Annotated in this window: 30 protein-coding genes; 22 read left to right on the top strand and 8 right to left on the bottom strand. The window is 35.9% G+C overall.

Annotation, left to right across the window (positions count from 1 at the left end):
• Positions 1-86: 86 nt before the first annotated feature.
• Entirely contained in the window at positions 87-758 is a 672-nt protein-coding gene (locus BAQ49_RS21455; protein WP_071746969.1) for an SIMPL domain-containing protein, read from the bottom strand.
• A gap of 160 nt (positions 759-918) precedes the next feature.
• Between BAQ49_RS21455 and BAQ49_RS21450 the strand changes: the two genes are divergently transcribed.
• Positions 919-1338: a MarR family winged helix-turn-helix transcriptional regulator gene (locus BAQ49_RS21450; protein ID WP_001004995.1), complete on the top strand. Its 420-nt coding sequence runs from the start codon at positions 919-921 to the stop codon at positions 1336-1338.
• A 100-nt stretch (positions 1339-1438) separates the two neighbouring features.
• Positions 1439-1984: a hypothetical protein gene (locus tag BAQ49_RS21445; RefSeq protein WP_071746968.1), complete on the top strand. Its 546-nt coding sequence runs from the start codon at positions 1439-1441 to the stop codon at positions 1982-1984.
• Positions 1985-2008: 24 nt separating this feature from the next.
• On the opposite strand, the gene BAQ49_RS21440 is transcribed toward BAQ49_RS21445, so the two are convergent.
• The 4 genes from BAQ49_RS21440 to BAQ49_RS21425 are packed head-to-tail and all read right to left on the bottom strand — an operon-like array spanning position 2009 to position 5403.
• Positions 2009-3073, bottom strand: a complete 1065-nt coding sequence (locus BAQ49_RS21440; protein WP_071746967.1) for an ABC transporter permease subunit — start codon at positions 3071-3073, stop codon at positions 2009-2011.
• Positions 3074-3085: 12 nt separating this feature from the next.
• Complete coding sequence (locus tag BAQ49_RS21435) at positions 3086-4147, bottom strand: ABC transporter permease (protein WP_071746966.1); 1062 nt, start codon at positions 4145-4147, stop codon at positions 3086-3088.
• Positions 4137-5018, bottom strand: a complete 882-nt coding sequence (locus BAQ49_RS21430) for an ABC transporter ATP-binding protein (RefSeq protein WP_071746965.1) — start codon at positions 5016-5018, stop codon at positions 4137-4139. The genes BAQ49_RS21435 and BAQ49_RS21430 overlap by 11 nt, the downstream gene beginning before the upstream one ends.
• On the bottom strand, positions 4984-5403 hold the full coding sequence (locus tag BAQ49_RS21425; protein ID WP_071746964.1) for a GntR family transcriptional regulator: 420 nt from the start codon (positions 5401-5403) through the stop codon (positions 4984-4986). The genes BAQ49_RS21430 and BAQ49_RS21425 overlap by 35 nt, the downstream gene beginning before the upstream one ends.
• Before the next feature lie 166 nt (positions 5404-5569).
• On the opposite strand from BAQ49_RS21425, the gene dacF reads away from it, so the two are divergent.
• From dacF to BAQ49_RS21350, 14 genes are all read left to right on the top strand, one after another.
• Positions 5570-6760: a serine-type D-Ala-D-Ala carboxypeptidase DacF gene (dacF, locus tag BAQ49_RS21420; RefSeq protein ID WP_071746963.1), complete on the top strand. Its 1191-nt coding sequence runs from the start codon at positions 5570-5572 to the stop codon at positions 6758-6760.
• A gap of 165 nt (positions 6761-6925) precedes the next feature.
• Positions 6926-7276 (top strand): anti-sigma F factor antagonist, encoded by a 351-nt coding sequence (gene spoIIAA / locus BAQ49_RS21415; RefSeq protein ID WP_000059128.1) that lies wholly within the window; start codon positions 6926-6928, stop codon positions 7274-7276.
• Positions 7277-7717 (top strand): anti-sigma F factor, encoded by a 441-nt coding sequence (spoIIAB, locus tag BAQ49_RS21410; RefSeq protein WP_001243400.1) that lies wholly within the window; start codon positions 7277-7279, stop codon positions 7715-7717.
• 12 nt (positions 7718-7729) lie between these two features.
• Positions 7730-8488, top strand: a complete 759-nt coding sequence (sigF, locus tag BAQ49_RS21405; protein WP_071746962.1) for an RNA polymerase sporulation sigma factor SigF — start codon at positions 7730-7732, stop codon at positions 8486-8488.
• 138 nt (positions 8489-8626) lie between these two features.
• Positions 8627-10153, top strand: coding sequence for a sodium-dependent transporter (locus BAQ49_RS21400; RefSeq protein ID WP_071746961.1), 1527 nt, complete (start codon positions 8627-8629; stop codon positions 10151-10153).
• Complete coding sequence (locus tag BAQ49_RS21395) at positions 10150-10251, top strand: methionine/alanine import family NSS transporter small subunit (RefSeq protein ID WP_002094424.1); 102 nt, start codon at positions 10150-10152, stop codon at positions 10249-10251. Before BAQ49_RS21400 ends, BAQ49_RS21395 begins: the two co-directional genes overlap by 4 nt.
• Positions 10252-10366: 115 nt before the next feature.
• The gene (locus BAQ49_RS21390) at positions 10367-10987 is read left to right on the top strand and encodes a stage V sporulation protein AA (RefSeq protein ID WP_000438373.1); all 621 of its coding nucleotides are present in this window, start codon (positions 10367-10369) and stop codon (positions 10985-10987) included.
• Positions 10980-11396: a stage V sporulation protein SpoVAB gene (gene spoVAB / locus BAQ49_RS21385; RefSeq protein WP_071746960.1), complete on the top strand. Its 417-nt coding sequence runs from the start codon at positions 10980-10982 to the stop codon at positions 11394-11396. Before BAQ49_RS21390 ends, spoVAB begins: the two co-directional genes overlap by 8 nt.
• 14 nt (positions 11397-11410) lie before the next feature.
• Complete coding sequence (gene spoVAC / locus BAQ49_RS21380) at positions 11411-11869, top strand: stage V sporulation protein AC (RefSeq protein ID WP_071746959.1); 459 nt, start codon at positions 11411-11413, stop codon at positions 11867-11869.
• A 13-nt stretch (positions 11870-11882) separates the two neighbouring features.
• Positions 11883-12899, top strand: coding sequence for a stage V sporulation protein AD (gene spoVAD, locus BAQ49_RS21375; RefSeq protein WP_071746958.1), 1017 nt, complete (start codon positions 11883-11885; stop codon positions 12897-12899).
• A 3-nt stretch (positions 12900-12902) separates the two neighbouring features.
• The gene (spoVAE, locus tag BAQ49_RS21370) at positions 12903-13253 is read left to right on the top strand and encodes a stage V sporulation protein AE (protein ID WP_071746957.1); all 351 of its coding nucleotides are present in this window, start codon (positions 12903-12905) and stop codon (positions 13251-13253) included.
• Positions 13254-13258: 5 nt separating this feature from the next.
• Positions 13259-13828, top strand: coding sequence for a stage V sporulation protein SpoVABEA (gene spoVAEA, locus BAQ49_RS21365; RefSeq protein WP_071746956.1), 570 nt, complete (start codon positions 13259-13261; stop codon positions 13826-13828).
• On the top strand, positions 13815-15287 hold the full coding sequence (gene spoVAF / locus BAQ49_RS21360; protein ID WP_071746955.1) for a spore germination protein SpoVAF: 1473 nt from the start codon (positions 13815-13817) through the stop codon (positions 15285-15287). The genes spoVAEA and spoVAF overlap by 14 nt, the downstream gene beginning before the upstream one ends.
• 249 nt (positions 15288-15536) lie before the next feature.
• Positions 15537-16340 carry an HAD family hydrolase gene (locus tag BAQ49_RS21350; protein WP_071746954.1) on the top strand — a complete coding sequence of 268 codons (804 nt, stop codon included), beginning with the start codon at positions 15537-15539 and terminating at the stop codon, positions 16338-16340.
• Between the two features lie 32 nt (positions 16341-16372).
• Here BAQ49_RS21350 and BAQ49_RS21345 read toward each other — a convergent pair whose 3' ends face one another.
• On the bottom strand, positions 16373-17239 hold the full coding sequence (locus tag BAQ49_RS21345; protein ID WP_071746953.1) for a DUF1002 domain-containing protein: 867 nt from the start codon (positions 17237-17239) through the stop codon (positions 16373-16375).
• 187 nt (positions 17240-17426) lie between these two features.
• Here BAQ49_RS21345 and BAQ49_RS21340 point away from each other — a divergent pair, with 187 nt between their 5' ends.
• Together BAQ49_RS21340 and ribT are read left to right on the top strand one after the other, a co-directional pair.
• Positions 17427-17864 (top strand): peptidylprolyl isomerase, encoded by a 438-nt coding sequence (locus BAQ49_RS21340; RefSeq protein ID WP_000853789.1) that lies wholly within the window; start codon positions 17427-17429, stop codon positions 17862-17864.
• Between the two features lie 486 nt (positions 17865-18350).
• On the top strand, positions 18351-18719 hold the full coding sequence (gene ribT, locus BAQ49_RS21335) for a GNAT family N-acetyltransferase RibT (RefSeq protein WP_071746952.1): 369 nt from the start codon (positions 18351-18353) through the stop codon (positions 18717-18719).
• Between the two features lie 20 nt (positions 18720-18739).
• On the opposite strand, the gene BAQ49_RS21330 is transcribed toward ribT, so the two are convergent.
• Positions 18740-19258, bottom strand: coding sequence for a DUF309 domain-containing protein (locus BAQ49_RS21330; protein ID WP_071746951.1), 519 nt, complete (start codon positions 19256-19258; stop codon positions 18740-18742).
• A gap of 99 nt (positions 19259-19357) precedes the next feature.
• Complete coding sequence (locus tag BAQ49_RS21325; protein ID WP_000510194.1) at positions 19358-19453, bottom strand: YjcZ family sporulation protein; 96 nt, start codon at positions 19451-19453, stop codon at positions 19358-19360.
• Between the two features lie 169 nt (positions 19454-19622).
• Here BAQ49_RS21325 and scpA point away from each other — a divergent pair, with 169 nt between their 5' ends.
• From scpA to nagA, 4 genes are all read left to right on the top strand, one after another.
• Complete coding sequence (scpA, locus tag BAQ49_RS21320) at positions 19623-20363, top strand: segregation/condensation protein A (protein ID WP_071746950.1); 741 nt, start codon at positions 19623-19625, stop codon at positions 20361-20363.
• 158 nt (positions 20364-20521) lie between these two features.
• Positions 20522-21094 carry an SMC-Scp complex subunit ScpB gene (gene scpB, locus BAQ49_RS21310; RefSeq protein WP_071746949.1) on the top strand — a complete coding sequence of 191 codons (573 nt, stop codon included), beginning with the start codon at positions 20522-20524 and terminating at the stop codon, positions 21092-21094.
• A gap of 78 nt (positions 21095-21172) precedes the next feature.
• A complete protein-coding gene (locus BAQ49_RS21305; RefSeq protein WP_071746948.1) occupies positions 21173-22075 on the top strand; it encodes a ComEC/Rec2 family competence protein in 903 nt (300 codons plus the stop codon).
• Between the two features lie 207 nt (positions 22076-22282).
• The gene (gene nagA, locus BAQ49_RS21300) at positions 22283-23425 is read left to right on the top strand and encodes an N-acetylglucosamine-6-phosphate deacetylase (protein WP_071747014.1); all 1143 of its coding nucleotides are present in this window, start codon (positions 22283-22285) and stop codon (positions 23423-23425) included.
• Positions 23426-23427: the final 2 nt, after the last annotated feature.

The following is a 23427-nucleotide window of genomic DNA, read 5'->3' as shown; positions in this document are numbered from 1 at the left end:
GTAAGAGCTCACCGTCCTTTATTATATCAGAACATCATGTTTTTACAACAACGAAAATGATAACGTTTACTTATAAACGAAATTATTTATAAATACGTAAAAATGGCTCGTATGGTTGAAATAATTTCTAGTTCTCCAGATTGAATGGGCGGGGCTGCTTGTGCATGTAAAGTAGCATAGGATGCAACCTCCCGTGGCAATTGGGCAGATTCTTCAACGAGTGAGAGGGGAACGGGATTAATGTTTAAATTGTAGGTACTCGCAATAGCACGAGCTTTTTCTACTGCTTGGTGCAGAGCCTGAATGAGAGCTTGCTCATAATATTTATTTGGATGAGATATTCGAAAGCGTAACCCTTTTGCTACGTTTGCACCATTCGTCACGGCTATATCATATACTTCCCCTGCTTTTTGTACATTTAAAACGGTAATTTCATACAAATGCTCCACACGGTAGCCTTGTAGTAAGGCTTTATCATTTACATATTCGTATTGAGGGGTAATCGTATAAGAAATAGTTTCTATATCTTTATCGGCAATACCTAGCTGTTTGAGTGCATCAAGCAATTGTTTCGATTGCACTGCATTTTCTTCTTGCGCTTGTTTTACATTTTTACTATCTGTTCGAATGCCTAGTGTTAATATGACAACATTTGGTTTGGCTTTTATAATGCCTTCTCCTTGTACAGTAATAGTAGCTTCTTTACCAGTATTTGTCGTACGGATATTATGTAAATACGGATTCATTCCACTTTGCATTTATGTTCACCATCCTTTTTTACATGTATATGTGTGAACAAAAAAGAAAATCGTATGAAAAAAGTTACATAAATGAGAATGTTAAGGGAAGAAAGCATATACAACATAGGTATTTATAGATTATAATATGTATAAATATGATAAAAAAGGGACGAGGCTAGTGAACGAAAATAGAGAAACACTGATTTTAGATTTATCTGCATCATTTCGAAAGATGATACGTTTATTACAAAATGATATTAATACACGTTTTTCAGAGCATATGCCATATAATGAATTCTCTGTATTACGTGCGTTATTTTTAAAAAGTCCACAGATGGCTTCGCAAATTGCGAGTGAAGTAAACGTAACCTCCAGTCATATTACAGCTGTAACAGATCGTCTCGTGCGAAAAGGGTTTGTTGAAAGAAAGAGATCAAATTCAGACCGTCGTATCGTATACTTAGAAATTACAGAAAACGGACGAGAAGTAACTGAAAAACTTGAAGCTGTGCGTAAAGAATATTATAAAGAGAGATTTAAAGGTTGGAGCGACCAAGAGATAGAAATGGTTTTAGAACTATTTGGCCGCGTCTTATAATAAATGAGGATAGGAAGCAAGAGCTTTCCTATCCTTTTTCTTTTGAATAAAAATATTTTGAAACTCCGATACTTTAATTAAAAAGATCGGAGGAAAGATTATGAAATATATTGCGGCACTTACCGTTTTACTTGGAAGCTTTTTCTGCTTTAATACATTCATGTACGCCGATACCCCTATTCAAGTGGTGCAAAAAGAAGTGAAGTATATTGAAAATGATAATACTGTCTTGTATTCGAAATTATGGGTTCGTTCTATGCAAAATGCAGTATTATTTCATCATAGTGATAACATTCGTAATCAGGACACATTACGTAATGTAACAAGTTCATCGCTCGTTAAAGCGAAGCACTTACCATTTAAGAAAGCATCAATGTACATTCCAAGATTATCGCAATACGTATCAAAAGCAGGGAAAGAAAACATTCAAGTGTACTACATTGCGGTGCACTATAATGTGAAAAAAGAAAATGCATATCAGCTAAATGGCATGAACTATTTTCTGCAAGTATTTATGAAAGAGCGCGGGGAATGGAAAATTGCTGAAAGTGTAGTTGCTCCAACAGATCAAATTGTGCAAAATGGTGATGGGTTTGGGATGAAAGAAGAGATGGTGTATGGAGATAGGAGAGAGAATATAAAATAACCGCCTCTTAGTGAGGAGGTTATTTTATTTGAAATTCCAAGAGACCTTCAATCTCAATATTTTAGATAGAAGAAAATAGCTAATTATGCTTGTTCCGAACAAACCAACGTAAAAATTAAGCAACGAATGGGTCCCACCAATTATTAAACCGCCGCTAATTCCGATACAGAAAATAGCGCAGACCATAAATATCTTTTGAAGCTTTGGATATAGTAAGAAACTACCATTTCGCTCATTGACTGAACGAACATATAAATATATACCGAGTGGTAATAAAATAATGACATGTGCAATAGGTCCAATCAATGTTTTTACTGAAGGGATTTCTGTAAAGTTTGGTTCATTATGACGCACGCCATCATTATCGGTATAAGCATTTTGTGGATTATAATCAAATCTAATATGAAAATTTTCTGCTGGACCCGAAATGCGTATGTTTTCCATAATACGATGCATATTACCATTGTCCTCATGAAAGTCAGTATTCGAGTGAACAGCGATGACCGCTGAGATAAGGGATGGAAATAACAATGGAAACATGAATATAGCTGCAGTAAGGAGACCCTGCGAGAGAATATTCCCAGTAATTGTTCCTATACATAATGCAAGCGTATAAATAGCGATTAACACAATTAACATGTATAGAAAATAAGTATGAAATGGTGAAAATATTTGATATTTATTATGAAAAGTTGTTTTTTTCATAATGGCGAATAGTCCCCAGTTTAATACGATGATTGCTGCGATGTTGCAGATCCCAAACAACCACTTTGTTATATAGATGTGTGAACGTTTAAATGGCATAGACCATAGCAAGTCACTAGAGTTATTTTGTCTTTCCCAACCAATTAATGTACAAGCTAGAACGATAAGTATACCACCTAACAGTAGGACAGGGTCTATAAGTGTTAAATCAAAGTGGTAGTGATATACATAGTTCCACTTTTTATTGTCATTTAGAAAGTATAGCTGTTGAATAGAAGCCATATAGTATTTATATGATAAAGTATAGAAGCTAACGAACCAAAACAACCACACAACATATTTACTTTGTTGATATGTTCTTAGCCATAGTGCTTTTTGAAACATAGGCCCCCTCCTTTAAAAAACTTTATAATTTGTTAGACGTGATAGTACAACATAAGTAATGATTCCAGCGAGAAGCAAACTGATATAGTAGTTAAGTAAGAAATTAAATTGATTTATTTTATAGCCACCTAGTAATGCAAAGTAAATGGTTGTCCCCCATACCCATATTTTTAAATGTTTTTGGAAAATAAATATTTTTTGAGTGTTTTCATTTGGCGATCGTATATATAAATATGCGCCAAGTAGTAAATTAACTATTGTATAAAAAATAGGGACTAACATCGATTTAGCTGAATAATAGTGATAAGATGCTGGATCTCTTAAAGTAGTTGAGTCCTTTTCTTTTTTACGTAATTCAGGATCATAATCGTAATAAATCGTGAAATTATATATTGGTGCAACTATATTTGTTTTTTGATTGATTTCATGAAGTTGTTCATACAAGTTGTTATTTCTAGTATCTGTAGCGTGTAAATGGTTTATTGTAAAAGTGTACACTAATGGAATAAATGTAAGCCCCATTAGAAGCCACGGAATACAAAAAACGATTTGCGAAACAACGCTTCCAGTAAAAGTACCGATACATAATGCAGCTGTATATACTGCAACATAAGAGACAATTGCATAAAGAAAGTATCGATGAAATGGTCCAAATGATTGATAATCAAAATGAATAGTTGTTCTATAAATAACATACATAAGAATCCAATTTATAAGTAACGAGCTTACAATACAAAAGGAACCGAAAGCCCATTTAGATAAGAAGACATCTTTTCTTTTAAAAGGCATCGTCATAAGTAAAGTATTAGACTGGTTACTACGTTCCCATCCCATCAATAAACAAGCTAAAGCAATGATAAGAACAGTTAACGAAAAGCTATTACTTTCTCCTAACCCAAAAGAATAGGAATAATAGTACGTTCCCTTTTCTTGCAAATCGTGATATTCAGCAAGTTGTCGCTCGGCTGCTCTAAAGTATCCGAAAGATAAAAAATAAAGTGAACTAAAGAAAAATAGTAACACAGCATATTTCCCGCGCTTCCAATTCCACATCCACAACGCTTTATGAAACATACCCATCCTCCTCAAGTGTCGTAACGAAGACATCTTCAAGCGACATTGTTAATTCTTCAATGAGAATTGGTTGCTCTTTATAAAACTTCTCCAGTGTTGTAGCCACATTTCCCTCAATTAAGATTGTATATACTTTTCCTGTTTGATTTAATATTTTAATATTGCTTAAGTTTTCTAGTTTTTGAGGTAATGAACGTTCATAAGCTACTTGTATTTTTGCGAATCGTGATTTTGCATCGTCTAGTGACGTAATAGATGCTACGGTGTGCTCTTTTAATATAATGATTGTATCTGCAATTTGTTCTACTTCATTTAAATGATGAGTTGAGATGAAAATGGTGATTTCTTTTTCGGCAACTTCTCCAACGAGAAACTGTAAAATTTTCCTTTTCACGATAGGATCAAGTCCATTTGTCGGTTCATCTAAAATGATATATTCGGCCTTTGTAGAAACGGCTAAAATGATGGCGAGCAGTGCTTTCATTCCTTTTGAATAACTACGAATTCGTTTGTTTGGTAAGTTAAAGCGTTCTAACAGTTCATAGAAATACTGTTCATCAAATGCTGTATAAACGGCTTTATAAAACTTTACAATTTCTTTTATCGTATAGCCGTTCAGTATGTTAGTAGAATCTGGAACGTATACGATTTTTTGCTTTATTTCAGGACATTGATGAATGTTTGTATCTTCATATGTAACAGTCCCTGCATCAGGGTCTAAAATACCGACCATCGTTCGTAATAAAGTTGTTTTTCCCGCACCGTTTCTTCCGAGTAATCCGACGATACTACCTTTTTGTAATGTGAAAGAAACATCTTCTAAAATCGTTTGATTATCAATTGTTTTCTTCAAGCTTGTCACTTTCAGCATCTGCATTTCCTCCAATCTCTTTGTAGTATGAATCTATCCAATCATGAATTTTATCTTTCGTAATCCCGAGGTAAGAGGCTTCTAATAGTAATTGATGAAACTGCTTTTCAACCATAGCGATTTTCCTTTCGTCTAATGTTGGGGTAATCGATTGGGATACAAATGTTCCTTTTCCTCGTAATGTTTCAATAATCCCTTGTCGCTCTAATTCTTGATAAGCTTTGCTTACTGTATTTGGATTTATAACGAGTAAAGAAGCGAGCTCGCGTACAGAAGGGAGCTTATCACGTGGAGCTAACATGTTTTTTAATACGAGCTCTTTTATATTTTGAACAATTTGTTCCCATATCGGAGTGTTGCTTCTTGGATCAATTTGAATATGCAAGAGCAATGTCTCCTTCCTGATGAGTATTAAGTGTATTACTGTATGCAATACACTTAATACAATATAAGTAATGAATTTATTTGTCAACTGAAAATGATAGAAAAATATGGTATTAAAAATGAATAAATTGGAAAAAATAGGTCTGATATAGAATGGAGGGTTAGTCATGAAGCGAGTTTTTGGAATACTTGTTTGTTTCATGTTATTTCTTTCTGGTACTTCAGTTAGTTTTGCACAATCTGAGAAAACGAAGCAGGAGAAAACAGAAGAAACCACGCCGAAGTTAGCGGAACAAGCGTCGTCAGCAATCGTAATTGAGCAAGATACAGGTAAAGTTTTATTTGATAAAAATCCGAATGAAAAGTTACCACCTGCCAGTATGACGAAGATTATGACAATGCTATTAATTATGGAACAAGTTGAAAAAGGAAAACTAAAACTGACCGATAAAGTTAGAGCAAGTGAACACGCAGCTTCAATGGGTGGATCACAAATCTTTTTAGAACCTGGGGAAGAGATGACCGTAAATGAAATGCTAAAGGGCATTGCCATTGCATCTGGAAATGATGCATCTGTTGCAGTAGCTGAGCATATCGCTGGTTCAGAAGAAGGATTCGTAAATATGATGAACAAAAAAGCGAAAGATTTAGGACTGAAAAATACACATTTTCAAAACCCAACAGGTCTCCCGGCCAAAGATCATTATTCTACAGCAAATGATATGGCTATAATGGCGAGAGAATTGATGAAGTATCCACTTATTCGCAAATACACAGGTAAATATGAAGACTATTTACGTGAAGATACGGATAAGAAGTTTTGGCTCGTTAATACGAATAAGTTAGTACGTTTTTATCCTGGAGTAGATGGTGTGAAAACGGGCTTTACGACAGAAGCAAAATATTGTTTAACTGCATCAGCTGAAAAGAATGGAATGCGTGTCATTTCAGTTGTTATGGGAGCACCTACATCAAAAGAGCGGAACAATCAAGTAACGAAGCTTCTTGATTATGCATTTGGACAATATATGACAAAGAAATTGTATACACGTGGTGAAAAAATTAAGACTGTACAAGTAGGAAAAGGGAAAAAAGAAAAAGTAGATTTAGTTGCGTCAGATAACGTATCTCTTCTTATGAAGAAGGGCGAAAATATGGACAAAGTAAAACAAGAAGTAATCGCTGAAAAGAAAGTGAAGGCACCGATTAAAAAAGGTGACGCGCTTGGCACACTTGTCATTAAAAAAGATAAAGATGTTTTATTAAAACAAACTATTGTAGCAAAAGAAGATGTTGCTGCAGCGAGCTGGTGGGAGTTATTTAAAAGAAGTTTTGGGATGTTTTCAACATCAAAATAGCGGCAAAAATTTTGCCGCTTTTCTGTTCGTATGTACGGGAATAATTGCTGAACGGTTTCACATTATGACGAAATAGTTCTTCTTTTGTCAGTAGGAAGGATTCTTATTTTATATCACGAAAATCTTATGTTAATGAGTAAAGTTTGAGCATAAGGAGGAAATCGTGTGAGTCTTTCCATGCATTTAGAAGTAAAACGTGACGTCTTATGTGTGAGGCTGGAGGGTGAATTAGATCATCATACTGCTGAAGAGTTGCGAACGAAAGTAACAGATATGATTGAGACACATGGTGTTCATCATATTGTTTTGAGCCTGGAGAACTTATCATTTATGGATAGTTCCGGTTTAGGTGTTATATTAGGCCGATATAAACATGTAAAGGGATTAGGTGGAGAGATGGTTGTTTGTGCAATTTCACCGCCTGTTAAACGTTTATTTGAAATGTCAGGCCTATTCAAAATTGTTCGTTTAGAAGAAAGTGAAGCGCACGCGCTCGCGACGTTGGGGGTGGCATAAATGAGAAATGAAATGAACCTTCAATTTTCAGCGTTAAGTCAGAATGAATCATTCGCTCGCGTTACAGTAGCTGCTTTTATTGCACAATTAGACCCGACGATGGAAGAATTAACAGAGATTAAAACAGTTGTGTCAGAAGCGGTTACAAATGCAATTATTCATGGGTATGAAGGAAATGCAGAAGGTGTTGTTTATATTTCAGTGATTTTGGAAGAAGCAATGGTGAAACTCACGATTCGAGATGAAGGGATTGGTATCTTTAACTTAGATGAAGCAAGACAACCCCTTTTTACAACTAAACCTGAATTAGAGCGTTCCGGAATGGGATTTACTATCATGGAAAATTTTATGGATGAAGTAGAAGTTATTTCAAACGAATCTTTCGGGACAACAATCCATTTGACAAAGTACTTATCAAATAGTAACGCTCTATGCAATTAAGGAGAATAGCCAATGGACATAGAGGTCAGAAAAGAGAAGAAGAAACCTCAGTTAAAGGACCACGAGCTAAAAGCGTTAATTCAAAAAAGTCAAGATGGAGATCAACAAGCGAGAGATACAATCGTTCAAAGTAATATGCGTCTCGTATGGTCGGTTGTGCAACGGTTTCTTAATCGAGGATACGAACCAGACGATTTATTTCAAATTGGATGTATTGGGCTCTTAAAATCGGTAGATAAATTTGATTTATCTTTCGACGTGAAATTTTCAACATATGCAGTTCCAATGATTATTGGTGAAATACAACGATTTTTACGTGACGATGGATCAGTGAAAGTAAGCAGATCCCTAAAAGAAACAGGAAACAAAATTCGAAAGATGAGGGACGAGCTTTCGAAAGAGTTCGGAAGGGCTCCAACGATTAATGAAGTAGCGGAGGCTCTGGAACTAACACCAGAAGAAGTTGTTCTGGCGCAAGAAGCGAGTCGTGCTCCTTCATCAATACATGAAACTGTGTATGAAAATGATGGAGATCCAATTACTATTTTAGATCAAATTGCAGATCAATCGGAAACGAAATGGTTTGATAAAATTGCTTTAAAAGAAGCAATTAGAGAATTGGATGAACGAGAACGTCTAATTGTGTATTTGCGCTACTATAAAGACCAAACCCAATCAGAAGTAGCGGAGCGCATAGGCATTTCGCAAGTACAAGTTTCCAGACTGGAAAAGAAAATATTGAAACAGATGAAAGATCGAATAGATGAATAGCTATCTATTCGATTTTTTTTATTGTCATGAAAAGGGGGGGATTCCAACTATTGTTAAATAATTTACAGAATTTATTGATAATTTAGTTAATTTAAAATATAATCCAAGTATGAACTTGTCACAAAGGAGGAAGGAAACATGGAAACGAGGCAACAATGGGGAACGAGGGCTGGATTTATTTTCGCAGCGGTCGGCTCTGCCGTTGGATTAGGAAACATATGGCGTTTTCCTTATACAGCGTATGAAAACGGAGGAGGCGCATTCTTTTTACCGTACTTATTCGCATTATTAACAACTGGTATTTCATTATTAGCATTCGAGTTTGCTCTTGGGCATCGTCATCGTGGTTCGGCACCACTTACATTCTTCCGTATTCATCCACGTGCTGAATTTATTGGATGGTGGCAAATGTGTGTAACATTTATCGTTTCAACATATTATGCAGTAATTATTGCTTGGTCTATTTCCTATACATATTTTGCAATTACTGGTGCATGGGGGAAAGACACGGAATCATTTTTATTTAAAGAATATTTACAGGTTGCAGATAAGCCAGGACAGTTTGGGGGGCTTGTGCCGGAAGTATTAATTCCGTTAGCTCTCGTTTGGATTATTGTGCTTGGTGTTGCATTTAAAGGAGTTAAAAAAGGAATCGAAGTTGTTAACCGTATTTTCATTCCTTTACTAGTTGTTATGTTTCTTATTATCGTTGTTCGTGCAGTCACGATGGAAGGTGCGATGCAAGGATTAGATGCATTCTTTAAACCAGATTGGAGCCGTATTTTTGATGGAAAGGTATGGCTTGCTGCTTACGGTCAAATTTTCTTTAGTTTATCTTTAGCATTCGGAATTATGATTACGTACTCTAGTTATTTACCGAAAAACTCAGATACAACAAATAATGCTTTTATTACTGGATTTGCAAATTCAGGATTTGAATTATTAGCAGGTATTGGGGTCTTTGCAGCGCTTGGATTTATGGCGAATAACATGGGGGTACCGGTTGATAAAGTAGCTAGTGCTGGTGTGGGACTTGCGTTCGTAGTATTCCCGCAAATTATTAATGAACTACCGATGTCATCGTTATTTGGAGTATTATTTTTCTTATCTTTAACCGTTGCTGGAATTACATCACTCATTTCACTTGCGGAAGTATGCTTTGCTGCTGTATCTGAAAAATTCAGCTTGAGTCGTCCAAAGACGATTGGAATTATGGGAACACTTCTCGTGTTAGTTTCTCTTGTTTTTGCAACGCGTGGTGGACTTATGTTCTTAGACGTTGTTGATTATTTCGCTAACAATTTTGGGCTAATTACAATTGCACTAGCTGAAGTAGTTGCAATAGGTCTTATATTGCGCCGTTTACCAGTCTATCAAAATCATGCAAACTTTGTATCGGATATTAAGTTAGGGACGTTTTGGAGAGTGAGTTTACTCGTTATTACTCCACTTATGTTAGGGTATATGTTAATTGATGGCACAATCCAAAATATTAAAAAGAACTACGGAGATTATCCAACGGAGTTTGTTGTAACGTATGGTTGGTCAATTGCAGCAGCATTTCTTATAGTTGCACTAGTCATTAGTCTGAAGAAATGGAATGCACAAATACATTCAGACTCTGTCCAGCTTGAAAAAGAATGGAAGGATCGAGGTGTTTCATGATGAGCGGATCAGCGATTATGATGATGGTTATAGGTATGGTAGTCATTTGGGGAGGGCTCGCATTAAGCATTGCAAATTTATTTAAGAAAAAGGCTTAGCAGAAAAACATCTGTACCAAAACGGTACAGATGTTTTTTTATGAAAAAATTGTATTAGAAAAAATTCCAATAACCATACTACAACTACGAGGAAGAGTGAAGGGGTGAATGAAAATTGGAACAAACGATTTATATTAAAATGCGCAATCGATTAAAAGTGTCTCCTACGTATGAAGTAAAACTGAGCGATGTTGCTCAACTTGCTGGAGATTCTTTGGTAGTTGAGTCGTTACAAAATGAGATAATTTACAAAATAACAGCGCATGATAAAACACATGTTGTAATTGATGTTATGAAAGTGATTGAGATTGTTCAACAAAAAGCGGCTCACTTACAAATTAATTTACTTGGTTCTGGACAAACTCTTGTTGAAATTATATATGAAAAAAAGAAAGTGCATCCGGTTTTCTTCGGACTTGTATGGTTGTTACTTTTCATTGGAGCAGCACTTGCAATTATTTATTTTCATGAAGATGTAAGTATGCAACAAGTACACCAACGGTTATATTACATGATTACAGGAGAATTTAAGGCGCAACCACTTTTATTTCAAATTCCTTATTCATTAGGTCTTGGAGTAGGTATGGTTTTATTTTTTAATCATGTATTTCAAAAGCGAATTAATGAAGAGCCGAGCCCTTTGGAAGTTGAGATGTTTCAATATCAACAGTCGCTTGATCAATATGTAATTGTTCATGAAAACAAGGATAATATGAAACAGCTTACCGATGATTGAGTCTGGATTCGTGATTTTAATTGGTTTAGCTGGAGGGATTGCTGTAGGCAGCGGATATGTTGCGTTTTTAGCTGTACTTGGTATAATCCCTCGTTTAGCTCAATTAACGAGAAGTGGAAAGCATATTCAATATTTTGAGTGGGCTGTCATTGCGGGCACTTTAACTGGGGCTTGGTGTAGTTTAAAGAATATTACATTTCAAACGTCGCAATATTGGCTCGTAATATTAGGGTTATTTTGTGGCACATTCATTGGAATGCTAGCTGCGGCGTTAACGGAAGTGTTAAACGTTTTACCTATTTTAGCGAAACGAGTCGGGGTAGAGGGGAAAATTGTTGTTTTACTCGTTGCTCTTGTACTGGGAAAAGTAATAGGCTCATTGTTTCACTGGATTTATTTCGTAAAGTAGGAGGCAATATATATATGGCAGGGCGAAAACTGAAAGATGATTACATAAATAAAGTGAAAGAGTACCATCCAAAACCGAACTATTTAATAAATTGTGTGAAGGCATTTCTTGTTGGGGGATTCATTTGTACCGTCGGAGAAGTATTGATGAAATTTTATATACATTACTTTCACTTTAGTGAGCAAGAGGCAGGAAACCCTACAGTTGCAACTCTCGTTTTACTATCAGCGATTTTAACAGGATGTGGTGTTTATGATAAAATCGGGCAGTTTTCTGGAGCGGGATCAGCAGTACCAGTTACTGGATTTGCGAATTCTATGGCAAGTGCTGCGCTAGAACATAGGAGTGAAGGGATTGTTCTAGGCATCGCTTCAAACATGTTTAAGCTTGCAGGAAGCGTCATTGTGTTTGGGGTCGTCGGTGCTTACATTATCGGATTAATAAGATATACATTTCAAATTTTAATGTCTTAAAGGAGGGATAGGTATGAGATTGACAGGAAAACAAACGTGGGTATTTCAAAATGATATCTTCGTGAATGCAACTGGTACCGCTGTCGGTCCGAAAGAAGCTGAAGGCCCTCTTGGAAAGGATTTTGATATTTCATATTCAGACTTACATTGTGGAGAGGAAAACTGGGAACTTGCTGAACGAAGGTTAATGTCAGACTCAATTCAACAAGCATTGCAAAAAGGAAATATAAAACCATCACAAATTGATTTCTTTTTAGCAGGTGATTTATTAAACCAAACAGTGACGGCAAATTATGTTGCTCGAGATTGTGGTATTCCTTTTTTAGGGATGTTCAGTGCTTGTGCGACGTCAATGGAAACTTTGGCGGTTGGATCAGCATTTATAGATGGTGGATTTGCGAATCGTGTCTTAGCGACAGTAAGTAGTCATAATGCAACGGCTGAAAGACAATTTCGTAATCCAACAGAGTACGGAGGACAAAAGCCTGGGACAGCAAACTCGACTGTTACCGGAGCAGGATCCATATTAATTAGCAATGAAGAAAGCGCAATTAAAATAACAGCAGCAACAATCGGAACAGTACAAGATTTAGGAATTGCTAATCCTTTAGATATGGGATCGGCAATGGCACCAGCTGCTGCTCATACAATTCAACAGCATTTTGAAGATTTAAGAAGAAGTGCCGCTGATTATGACCTTATTGTTACGGGTGATTTATCAGCTGTGGGGACACCAATTGCGAAACAACTTTTACTTGAGGAAGGGTATGATCTTGGGCATATTTACAACGATTGTGGATTAATGATTTACAATTCAAATCAAGAAGAAGTGTTTGCAGGTGGTAGTGGTTGTGCTTGTTCAGCTATTGTAACATACGGTCATTTATTGCGTGAAATGCAAAAAGGGAACTTACAACGAATTTTTGTCGTGGCAACTGGAGCTTTATTAAGCCCGATGATGATGCAGCAGAAGGAAACGATTCCAACGATTGCGCATGGTGTTGTGTTTGAAAGAGTTAAAGGAGAGTGAATTGTGGATTTTATATATGCATTTCTTGTAGGAGGAGCTATTTGTGTCATTGGACAAGTGTTGCTAGATTTTGCAAAGTTAACACCGGCACATTTAATGGCAACTTTTGTAGTCGCCGGAGCTATTTTAGACGGATTCGGATTGTATGATAGGCTTATAAAATTTGCAGGTGCTGGGGCAACGGTCCCTATTACAAGTTTTGGGCATTCACTATTGCACGGGGCAATGCATGCGGCAGAAAAACATGGATATTTAGGGATTGGAATCGGTATGTTTAGCTTAACGTCTGCGGGGATTTCAGCGGCGATATTGTTTTCGTTTTTTGTTGCACTTATATGTAAACCGAAAGGATAAATCAAATGAGACGAAGGGTTGTTTTGGTCACAGATGGAGATGAATATGCAAAGCGGACAATTGAGCTTTTAACAAAGGAATTTGGGGGAAGGTGTATTTCAGCATCGCAAAGTAATCCGACCAAATTGACAGGGAAGAAAGTTGTTGAGCTTATTATGCAGACGCCATATGACCCTGTATTTGTCATGTTTGATGACAGCGGATTTATAGGAGAAGGGTCTGGTGAAAAGGCGTTAAAGTATGTTGCAACACATAAACAAGTTGATGTACTGGGTATTTTAGCAGTAGCGTCGAATACACATCATTGGGAATGGGCGCGTGTAGATGTAAGTGTAGATAGAAATGGGAATTTGACAGAATACGGCGTTGATAAATTTGGACTTCCAGATGGTGAAATTGGCAGAATTAGCGGAGATACAATTTATTGTTTGGATGACTTGAATGTTCCTGTCATTGTTGGTGTCGGTGATATTGGTAAGATGTGTGGAAATGATGAATGGGAGAGAGGGTCACCTATTACTAGAAAAGCGATTCAATTAATTTTGGAAAGGAGTGGATTTTATGACGAAACCTAAAAAAATGAGTATCCCGATTTCATCTTTTTTAAGTGATAATGAAAATTACTTAAAGCAAACAGTGGGATTGGGTGTCACATACGATGTTGGTATTCGTAAATTTCAAATTTTAAATAAAGAAATTGGTGTGTTATTTGTAAATGGACTTTGTGATACGAATTATATTATCCCTATTTTAGAAGAAGCAGTGGATACAAATGAAATAAGGGATGTAGAAGAAGATACAGTAAAGCTTTTAGAAAATCGTTTAATTCACCAACAAGTAAGTAAAGTAAAAACGATGGATGATGTAATGCTCCAAGTATTATCAGGACTTATTGTTATATTTGTAGAAGGTGAAACGGAAGCGTTCGCAATAGATGTTCGTAGTTATCCGGGTCGGACACCGACAGAACCAGATACAGAAAAAGTAGTACGTGGTGCAAGAGATGGATTTGTTGAAAATATCGTTGTAAATACAGCGTTAATTCGCAGAAGGATACGCGACCCACGTCTTCGAAATGAAATGATTCGAGTAGGGGATAGATCGCAAACGGATATTTGTATTACATATGTACAAGATGTTGCAAATCCGGATTTAGTGAAGATTATAAAACAAGAATTAAATAGCATTGAAGTAGATGGGATTACGATGGCGGATAAAACGGTAGAAGAATTTGTAGTCAAACAAGGTTATAATCCATTCCCGCTTATTCGATACACAGAAAGACCAGATGTAGCAGCAAATCATCTGTTAGAAGGACATGTGTTAGTACTTGTTGATACATCACCAAGTGCCATGATCACTCCAACAACATATTTCCACCATTTACAGCATGCAGAAGAGTTTAGACAAAATCCAGCTGTAGGCACATTTTTACGTTGGGTACGTTTTTTAGGTGTTATATTTTCGCTGTTCTTGTTGCCGTTTTGGTTAGTTTTTGTATTTGATCCAACTCTTTTACCTGAAAATCTTGCTTTCATTGGACCAAATAAGATGACGCATTTACCGATTTTATTACAAATTTTGATGGCGGAAATCGGACTTGAATTTTTAAGGATGGCTGCCATTCATACGCCGACATCATTGTCGTCGGCAGCAGGATTAATTTCAGCTATATTAATTGGTCAAATTGCAATTGATGTAGGTTTGTTTGTGCCAGAAGTTATTTTATACGTAGCAGTTTCTATGATCGGTGCATATGCTACGCCGAGTTATGAACTAGGGCTTGGGAATAAGATAGGGAAATTGTTTGTAATTATTTTAACAGGCATATTTCATGAGATGGGATTTGTAATCGGAATGACGATACTGATTCTATTCTTAACATCTATAAAAAGCTTACAAACACCGTATTTATGGCCGTTTTTACCGTTTGATTGGGGCGCGTTAACGAAAATTTTACTCCGTCCAACTATGTCTAGTTTAAAAGTACGTCCTAGTATTGTACGACCTCAAAATGTAAGAAGACAAAAATAAACGGGATTATGCTCCCGTTTATTTTTTTATCCCGTTATTTGTGGGCAGTAAGGCTCCCACCTCAAAATTTGGCGGATGCGAGGATGTTAGGTGGGAGACAACTGCCCGTAAAAGCCCGATTGGTGAGTGCTAATAATCAGCGGGGGATGAACAAAACCCCCGCTGATTAAAGTTTCACTTTATCAAAAATTTATTATTTTTTAACAAAAACCCAACATTTTTTGTGTACACTTAGAGTAGATATTGTGTATGAGAGGGGAAGAGGACATGATTAAATTATTTGTAAGTGATTTAGATGACACGCTCGTTTACAATGTGAATGATATGCAAAAAGAAGATGAACGTGCACTTTGTTGGCTGGCTGAAAAAGGGACAAATATTTGTTTTGCCTCTGGCCGCTTTACTCACCGAATTGATGAAGTCGTAAAAAGGTTTTCATTCCCGTATTATACAACTGGTTTAAATGGGGCGACAATGATACTACCAAACGGAAAAATATTTCATGAATCAAGTTTTGAAAATAGAGTTGCCCAGGAAATATATCGATATATACATAACAAGGGACTAGCAGATATTGTTTGTGCAAATGAGCAGCGATATACAAAAAGAAAGAATGAAAATCATCATACTTTTGAAGAGTATATGGGAGTGCATATCGCTGAAATTGAAGCCTTAGAAGAGGAATTTGGGAAAACTGTACATCCAGCAAAATTATTTGTTTTTGGTGAAGAAGAAAAAATTGTAGCATTAGATCAAGAGTTGCGAGATACATTTCATAGCGAAGCGGAAGTTTTTATATCGGGTAAGCGCTATGTTGATATTATGCCAAGAGGTGTAAGTAAAGGAAGCGCTCTGAAGCGATTAATGGAACATTTGCAAATTGAAGCAAATGAAGTTGCGTGTATTGGAGATTCTTTCAATGATATTTCTATGTTTGAAGTAACCCCGCATTCCTTCACCCTTCATCATGCTCATCCGTATGTGAAGGAGAAAGCAAATCATGTTGTTCGTTCTGTTGAAGAAGCTGTTATGAAATTACCGTTGCTTGTATAAAAAAAGAAGCTCGTCACTGACGAGCTTCTTTTTTACTTGAATAAAGATTTAACGAAATCAATGATACTAGAGAAGAAATCTTTAACTTTATCTAGGAAACTTTGCCCTTCTTCAGATCCTAAAAAGGCAGAGACATGTTCTTTTGCTTTATTTAATTGACTACCAACTTGATTCCAATCGATATTAAGATTTTTCATTTTATCAAATAACGCTACTAAGTTATCTAACTGTTCATCTGTCAATGTAATGCCGAGTTGATCAGCGATTTTTTTAATTAATGAACGTAAATCTTCAGTTGTTTTTGGCTGTTCTTTTGCAATTTCCTCTTTAATTTTTGCAACAAGTTGAACTGCTTTTTCTTCACCGATTTTATCACCAAGCTGGGCTGTTTGTACCATTTCTTCATTGGCTACTTTTTTTACTTCCTCAGGAATTGTTTTGTTCGAGGTTGTTTCATAGGCCTTCATTAAACCTGTTAAAGCAGCAGTTCCTGAAACTTTAAATGGTGCAGTAATTTGAATCTCTGCATCTTTCACACCCGCTGTAATAAGTGCGTTTGTGTACATTGCATCTGTTATCGAATTAATGTTTTTTGAACGTACAATGAGACCAGATCCTGGTTTTGTGTATGTAATCATAGAAGAGGAAATTGCTCTCGTACCAATTTGCGCTTTTGGTACAATTCCTTCTAGAAATTTATGTTCTTCTGCATTAGACACAGTAATGATTGTAGCATCTTTTGGCGCTTTCATTTCTTTTAACAGATCTTGTTTTTGTTGTTCAGATAAGTTCTCTCCTAGTGTGACAATTGATTCTCCCTCAATGATGTCTGCAAATGAAGCTGTTGGTATCATAAATACGGCTACAGCTAATAGCAGAGCTAGTAATTTCGTTTTCACGAAAAATCGCTCCCTTTCTCTTTCTAAAATTTTCGGGCAACACAGTTATTATAGTATATATTTCTTATTTGTCACCTAGCTTTTTCCACATTTCAAAAAAGAAGTATGTAGATTGTCGGATTCTTTTTGTTTCTAGTCATGAATGTGGTAATATAGTGCTGAGATAATTGAAAGGAGACATATACGTATGAAAACTTTAGGATACATATTAATGGAAAATGGTGAAAAAATCGAATTAGAATTTTTCCCAGAAGAGGCACCAAAAACAGTAGAAAACTTTAAAAAATTAGCAGAGCAAGGATTTTATGATGGTGTGACATTCCACCGCGTTATTCCTGGCTTCGTAAGCCAAGGTGGAGACCCAACAGGCACAGGAGCAGGTGGCCCAGGTTACTCTATCCCATGTGAAACTGATGGAAATCCTCATAGACATCTTGTTGGCTCACTTTCTATGGCACATGCTGGCCGTAACACAGGTGGTAGCCAATTCTTTGTTGTTCATGAGCCACAGCCGCATTTAGATGGCGTACATACTGTATTCGGTAAAGCAACAAGCGGTATTGAAACAGTATTAAACATGCGTCAAGGCGATGTAATGAAAGAAGTTAAAGTTTGGGAAGAATAAGTTACAAGAAAAAGAGAGCGATTATGCTCTCTTTTTTTATTTCGTATGAACAATAATTGGTATATATCTCGAAATATATGATGTAAATAGGACGGCTACTAACGTTAAAATATATTGTTCATGAGAACATAATTTTAACAAAATACATAGAATGGAGTACCAATTATATGCTTCAATAAATGGATTTCTCTTAACATATTGTTTTTAATAGAACTATTTCGTTCAAAAGTGATTAATAATTAAAATGTGATGAGCAGGGGGATTCTCCTTTTAGTTTCTATACAGTATTGTCTCTTTTCTGAGCGGTATAATAGAAAAAAATAGCGTGGAAACATATATTTGACTTTCTTCTTAACGCTTTGTATGATTATCAAGTTGTTTCAGCCTCTTCTCACTCTGTTAAAAATATTGTAGAATGAATGTGATATGAAAAGAGTGACTGAGGGGATAAATAGTTTGTAACTTTTGTAAGAAGGGATAAGGGTTATGTTAATTCGTTTTAAAAAAAGTTATGAAAAAATTGCAATGGGGCTTCTTTCATTTATGCCAACTGAAAAAGATGTGAAAACATTACAATTGACAATGAAAGAGTATGAGGCGAAAGAGGATTGGCAATTGTATTTGTGGAAACAAAATGAAGATTTTGTTGGGATAATGGGGATTATAAAAAAAGAAGATCAGGTATTGGAAATTCAGCATTTGAGCGTGAATCCGTCTCACCGTCATATGGGTATTGGGACGAAGATGGTTCAAGAGCTTAAGAGTAAATTCCTTGAGTTTACAATTTGCGGAAATGAGCAAACAGCAAGTTTTTGCAAAAAGTGTAAAGAGTTTGAACAAAATATACATTCATAAAAGCAGGGATAAGTAGTTTATTATCTCTGCTTTCTTTTTTGTAGTTGTTCGTGTCGTTCAGAAATAACTTCTGTTCGATCACGCAATGTGTGCTTATTTATGATGTATTCACCAGGAATAACGTTCGCATCTTTCCAAGAGAGGTTTTGTTTCGTACATAACTGTATGCATTGTTTTTCTAACGATACGTCTAATAATGGTAAAAAGAACGGGGCGAAATTTTCCTTTTTGTGGATAGATTGTAATCTTTCATTTAATAAGAATGTAAGTTGTTTATGATCTATTCCGAATTGATGTAATTGCGCGCTGTTCTTTTCTAAAATTGTTATTGCGCTTTTTATCATCTTCTCTGCACCATTCCAATTGGATCGTCTATGATGGTATAAGGAAACAGCAATTTGAATGAGACCGACTAAGTAATTGTCACGTTCTCCTCTAGGCTTTAATTTCCAATACTCTTCTAGTATTTCATGACATTCAAAATAATCATAGTCTCCGTGAAAATGAATTAAAAATTGTATGTACTCGGTAGGATACATTTTTTTCGCTCCTGTCTAACGGTTATATGTACAGTGTATCATAGAAATATTAACAATAAGCGACTAGGGAAATATCCCTAGTCGCTTTATTGCTTCATATTAGCAGAAGCAAGCTGCTCCTACAATGATTAGTAAAATGAACAGTACAACAAGTAATGCGAATCCACCGCTAAAACCGCAATCAACGTGACCCATAGTTTTTTGACCTCCTACATTGTTCTTACTACATTGTTATCATATGAAGCGGTGGGCATTATGACATGGGCATAGGTCTATTTTTAATTAAATTTCTTAAAAAGGTTGGATAGAACATGAGTATGCTCTATACTTATGTTGTTATAGAAAAAATGTGGTGGGATGCTTTGTGCAGTATAATTTTAAAGTAGAGGCTTTTGAAGGGCCTTTAGATCTATTGTTACACTTAATACATCGTTACGAAATTGATATATATAATATTCCTGTAGCGGAAATTACAGAGCAATATCTATCTTATGTCCATACGATGAAAGAACTACAATTAGATGTTGCCAGTGAGTATTTAGTAATGGCTGCAACGTTATTACAAATTAAAAGTAAAATGTTGTTACCGAAACAAGAAGATGTACCTGATAACGGTGAAGACTTTATAGATGACCCTCGTCAAGAATTGATGGAGAGGTTAATTGAATATAAGAAATATAAGCAAGTTGCTACTGAGTTAAAAGAAAGAGAACAAGAAAGAGCACAGCTATATACACGTCCGCCAATTGATTTTACATCATTTCAACAAGAAGAGGAGACAAGTTTACCTCTTGATGTTACGTTATATGATATGTTAGCGGCATTTCAAAAGCTAATGCGTCGTAAAAAAGCAAAGAAACCCGTAACAACGCGAATTACTCGCCAAGAAATACCAATTGAACAGCGAATGACTGATATTCTACAACAGTTAGAAGTAAAAGGCGGTCGTCAAAGCTTTTATGATTTGTTTGCTGATGAAGAACGTGAAATAATGGTTGTAACATTTTTAGCGGTTCTTGAGCTGATGAAAAATCAACAAATCATAATTGAGCAAGAACATAATTTTGATGAAATTTTCGTATCAAGCTCTAGTAAATCCGTATAGAGCCAGCATATGAAGATGGGGTAGAAATATTTTATCTCATGTTAGGTTTTAATGTATCGTTTGGAACGAGAGAAGAAATATTGAACCGAACGCATTTACTGTGATTCGGTTTTTTTATGTGTATTTTTATAGAAAAATAGGAGGAAGGAGTTCGTAAAATGGATAGAAAAGAACAAAAAGCGATTATTGAAGGGCTTTTATTTGTTGCAGGTGACGAAGGGATTTATCCGGAACAGATAGCTAAAGTTCTGGAAGTTGAAGTGGAAGAAGTAATAAATAGTATAGAGGAAATGCAAAAAGAATGTGAAGGATCGAATCGCGGTTTGCAAATTGTACAATATGCAAAAGTGTATCGTTTTGCAACAAAGAAAGAACATGCGTCATACTATCAAAAATTAATAGATACCCCAACAACGGCTTCACTGTCTCAAGCAGCTCTTGAAACGTTGGCAATCGTTGCGTACCGTCAACCGATTACAAGGACAGAAATGGAAGAGATTCGGGGAGTGAAAACAGACAAGGCATTACAAACGTTAGTTTCACACTTACTTATAAAAGAAATGGGAAGAGCAGAAGGGCCGGGGCGTCCTATCTTATACGGAACGACGAAAGAGTTTTTAGATACATTTGGATTGAAAACGCTAGATGATTTACCACCTCTTTCGGAAGAAAATGAACAAATGAATGAAGCAGATTTATTCTTCGGTTCTTTACAGGAATTATCAAAATAAAAGCTTAGCATTTTGCTAAGCTTTTTTTGTATATCAATTACAGAGCGTGCCATACTAAATGAAAAAAGGAGACGAGTTATGAGAGGTGTACGGAATATTCTATTGTTGGTTTCTGTTTTATTATGTTTTACGTTAAACAGCGCATCGGCTAAAAGATATATGATGTCTATTCATACTGCGTCTTCTATACATATGCAGCGGCAACATTTTGGTAAAATGAAAGTGAGTTTTTTAAAAGTTGGACAAGGTGATGCGACACTTATTACATTGCCAAATGGTCAAACGATGTTAATAGATGGGGGTCCTTATGAAGCGGGAGAGGTCATTATTCAAAAACTAATTGAAAAAAGAATTAATCATTTAGATGTGATTGTAAGTACTCATCCTGATATGGACCATATAGGAGGACTTATTCCAATTGTAGAGCAAATGCCAGTTTCCCTCGTATTAGATAGCGGGAAAACATATAGTTCATTTACTTATCATACGTATCGAAATAATATTAAAAAAAGGGGCATTCCTTTCATTTCAGTGAAGGAAGGACAATACATACCGCTAGATCCACATGTTTCTATACAAGTATTGAACAATGGGAAATCGAAAGACGAGAATAACGAGTCTTCAATTGTATTAAAGATTCGATATGGTAAAGCGGACTTTTTATTAATGGGTGATGCTGATATACGGACAGAAAATGAAATATTAAAGCAATTTGATGTACATGCAGATATATTAAAAGTAGGGCATCATGGCTCGTATACTTCAACGAGTGAAACATTCTTAAAAAAAGTAGACCCACAATTCGCTATTCTTTCGTACGGGAGTAGAAATCCATATGGACATCCTCATCAAAGTGTTGTAAGACGATTAAAACAGCGTGGTATAATGATATACGGAACAAACAAGCATACAGTAGAAATAGAAACAGACGGTGAACATATTACTATGGGGTCGAGCGGTCTTATGCCATTACTTAAGTAATTAATTATATAAGAAGGTATTTTCCATTTTGGAAAAAATGAATAACATATATTATAATGAAAAAGAAATAAATTTCCTTTTTTCTGCTGAATGAAGAGGAAATTTCATTAGAATGTATAGACAACTACTCGTGTGTATATTAAGATGGAATTAGGCGAATAAGGTAATAATAACAAGTAGGTATTTCATGGGAAAGGATCGATGAAAATGAAAACGCAAGTTGTCATCAATGCCAAAATTTATACAGGTAAAGAAGTAGTGGAAAACGGATTTATTCGTTACGCAGAAACAATTAAAGAAATTGGTTTGATGGCTCAATATGTATCACAAGAAAATGAAACTGTGTTAGATGCGGCAGGAAAGATTGTGATTCCAGGTATGATTGATGTTCATATTCATGGTGGATACGATATTGATGCGATGGATGCAAATAGCGATGGATTAGTAACTCTTGGTAAAGAAATGTTAAAAGAAGGAGTTACAACTTACTTCCCAACAACAATGACACAAGCTCCAGAAGCAATTGAAGCGGCGCTAAGTGCTGCGAAGGAAGCGAAAGATAAGGGAGCACATTTCGAATATATTCACTTAGAAGGACCATATGTTTCAAAAAAACGTGCGGGTGCACAACCACTTGAACATATTGTTCCTGCGAGTATCGAGCAATTTAAACAATGGCAGGAAGCAAGCGGTAATCTAATTAAATTAGTAACATATGCACCGGAAGAAGAAGGTGCGTTAGAGTTTGAACGGTATCTTGCTGAAACAGGTGTTGTTGGCACAATGGGGCATACAGATGCGATTGATGCACAACTGAAAAATAGAAAAATTACACATGCAACACATTTATACAATCAAATGCGTGGATTACATCACCGTGAACCAGGAGTTGTTGGTCATGTGTTATTAAATCCAGATGTAATGGTTGAAGTAATTACAGATGGTATTCACATTCACCCTGATATGGTGAAATTAGCATATAAATTAAAAGGACCGAAAAAAGTAAGTGTCATTACAGATGCAATGCGTGCAAAAGGTCTTGAAGATGGATTATATGAGCTTGGCGGACAGCCAGTGCATGTAAAAGATGGCAGTGCCCGATTAGAAGATGGAACGTTAGCTGGTAGTATTTTGAAAATGGATCAAGCTTTCCGAAATGTAATTGAATTTACAGGATGTTCAATCGAGGATGCAGTACTCATGACATCGGTTAACCAAGCAGAAGAGTTTGGATTAAATAATAAAGGTGCGTTAGCGGCAGGTAAAGATGCAGACTTTGTTGTTATGACTGAAGAATTACATGTATATGATACGGTTCGTTTAGGAATTCATATGAAGGAAGGGAAGTAATT

The organism is Bacillus proteolyticus, assembly GCF_001884065.1.
Taxonomy (GTDB): Bacteria; Bacillota; Bacilli; order Bacillales; family Bacillaceae_G; genus Bacillus_A; species Bacillus_A proteolyticus.
Note: the sequence above shows the minus strand (reverse complement) of the source record. Positions and strands in the feature narration are given on the sequence as shown.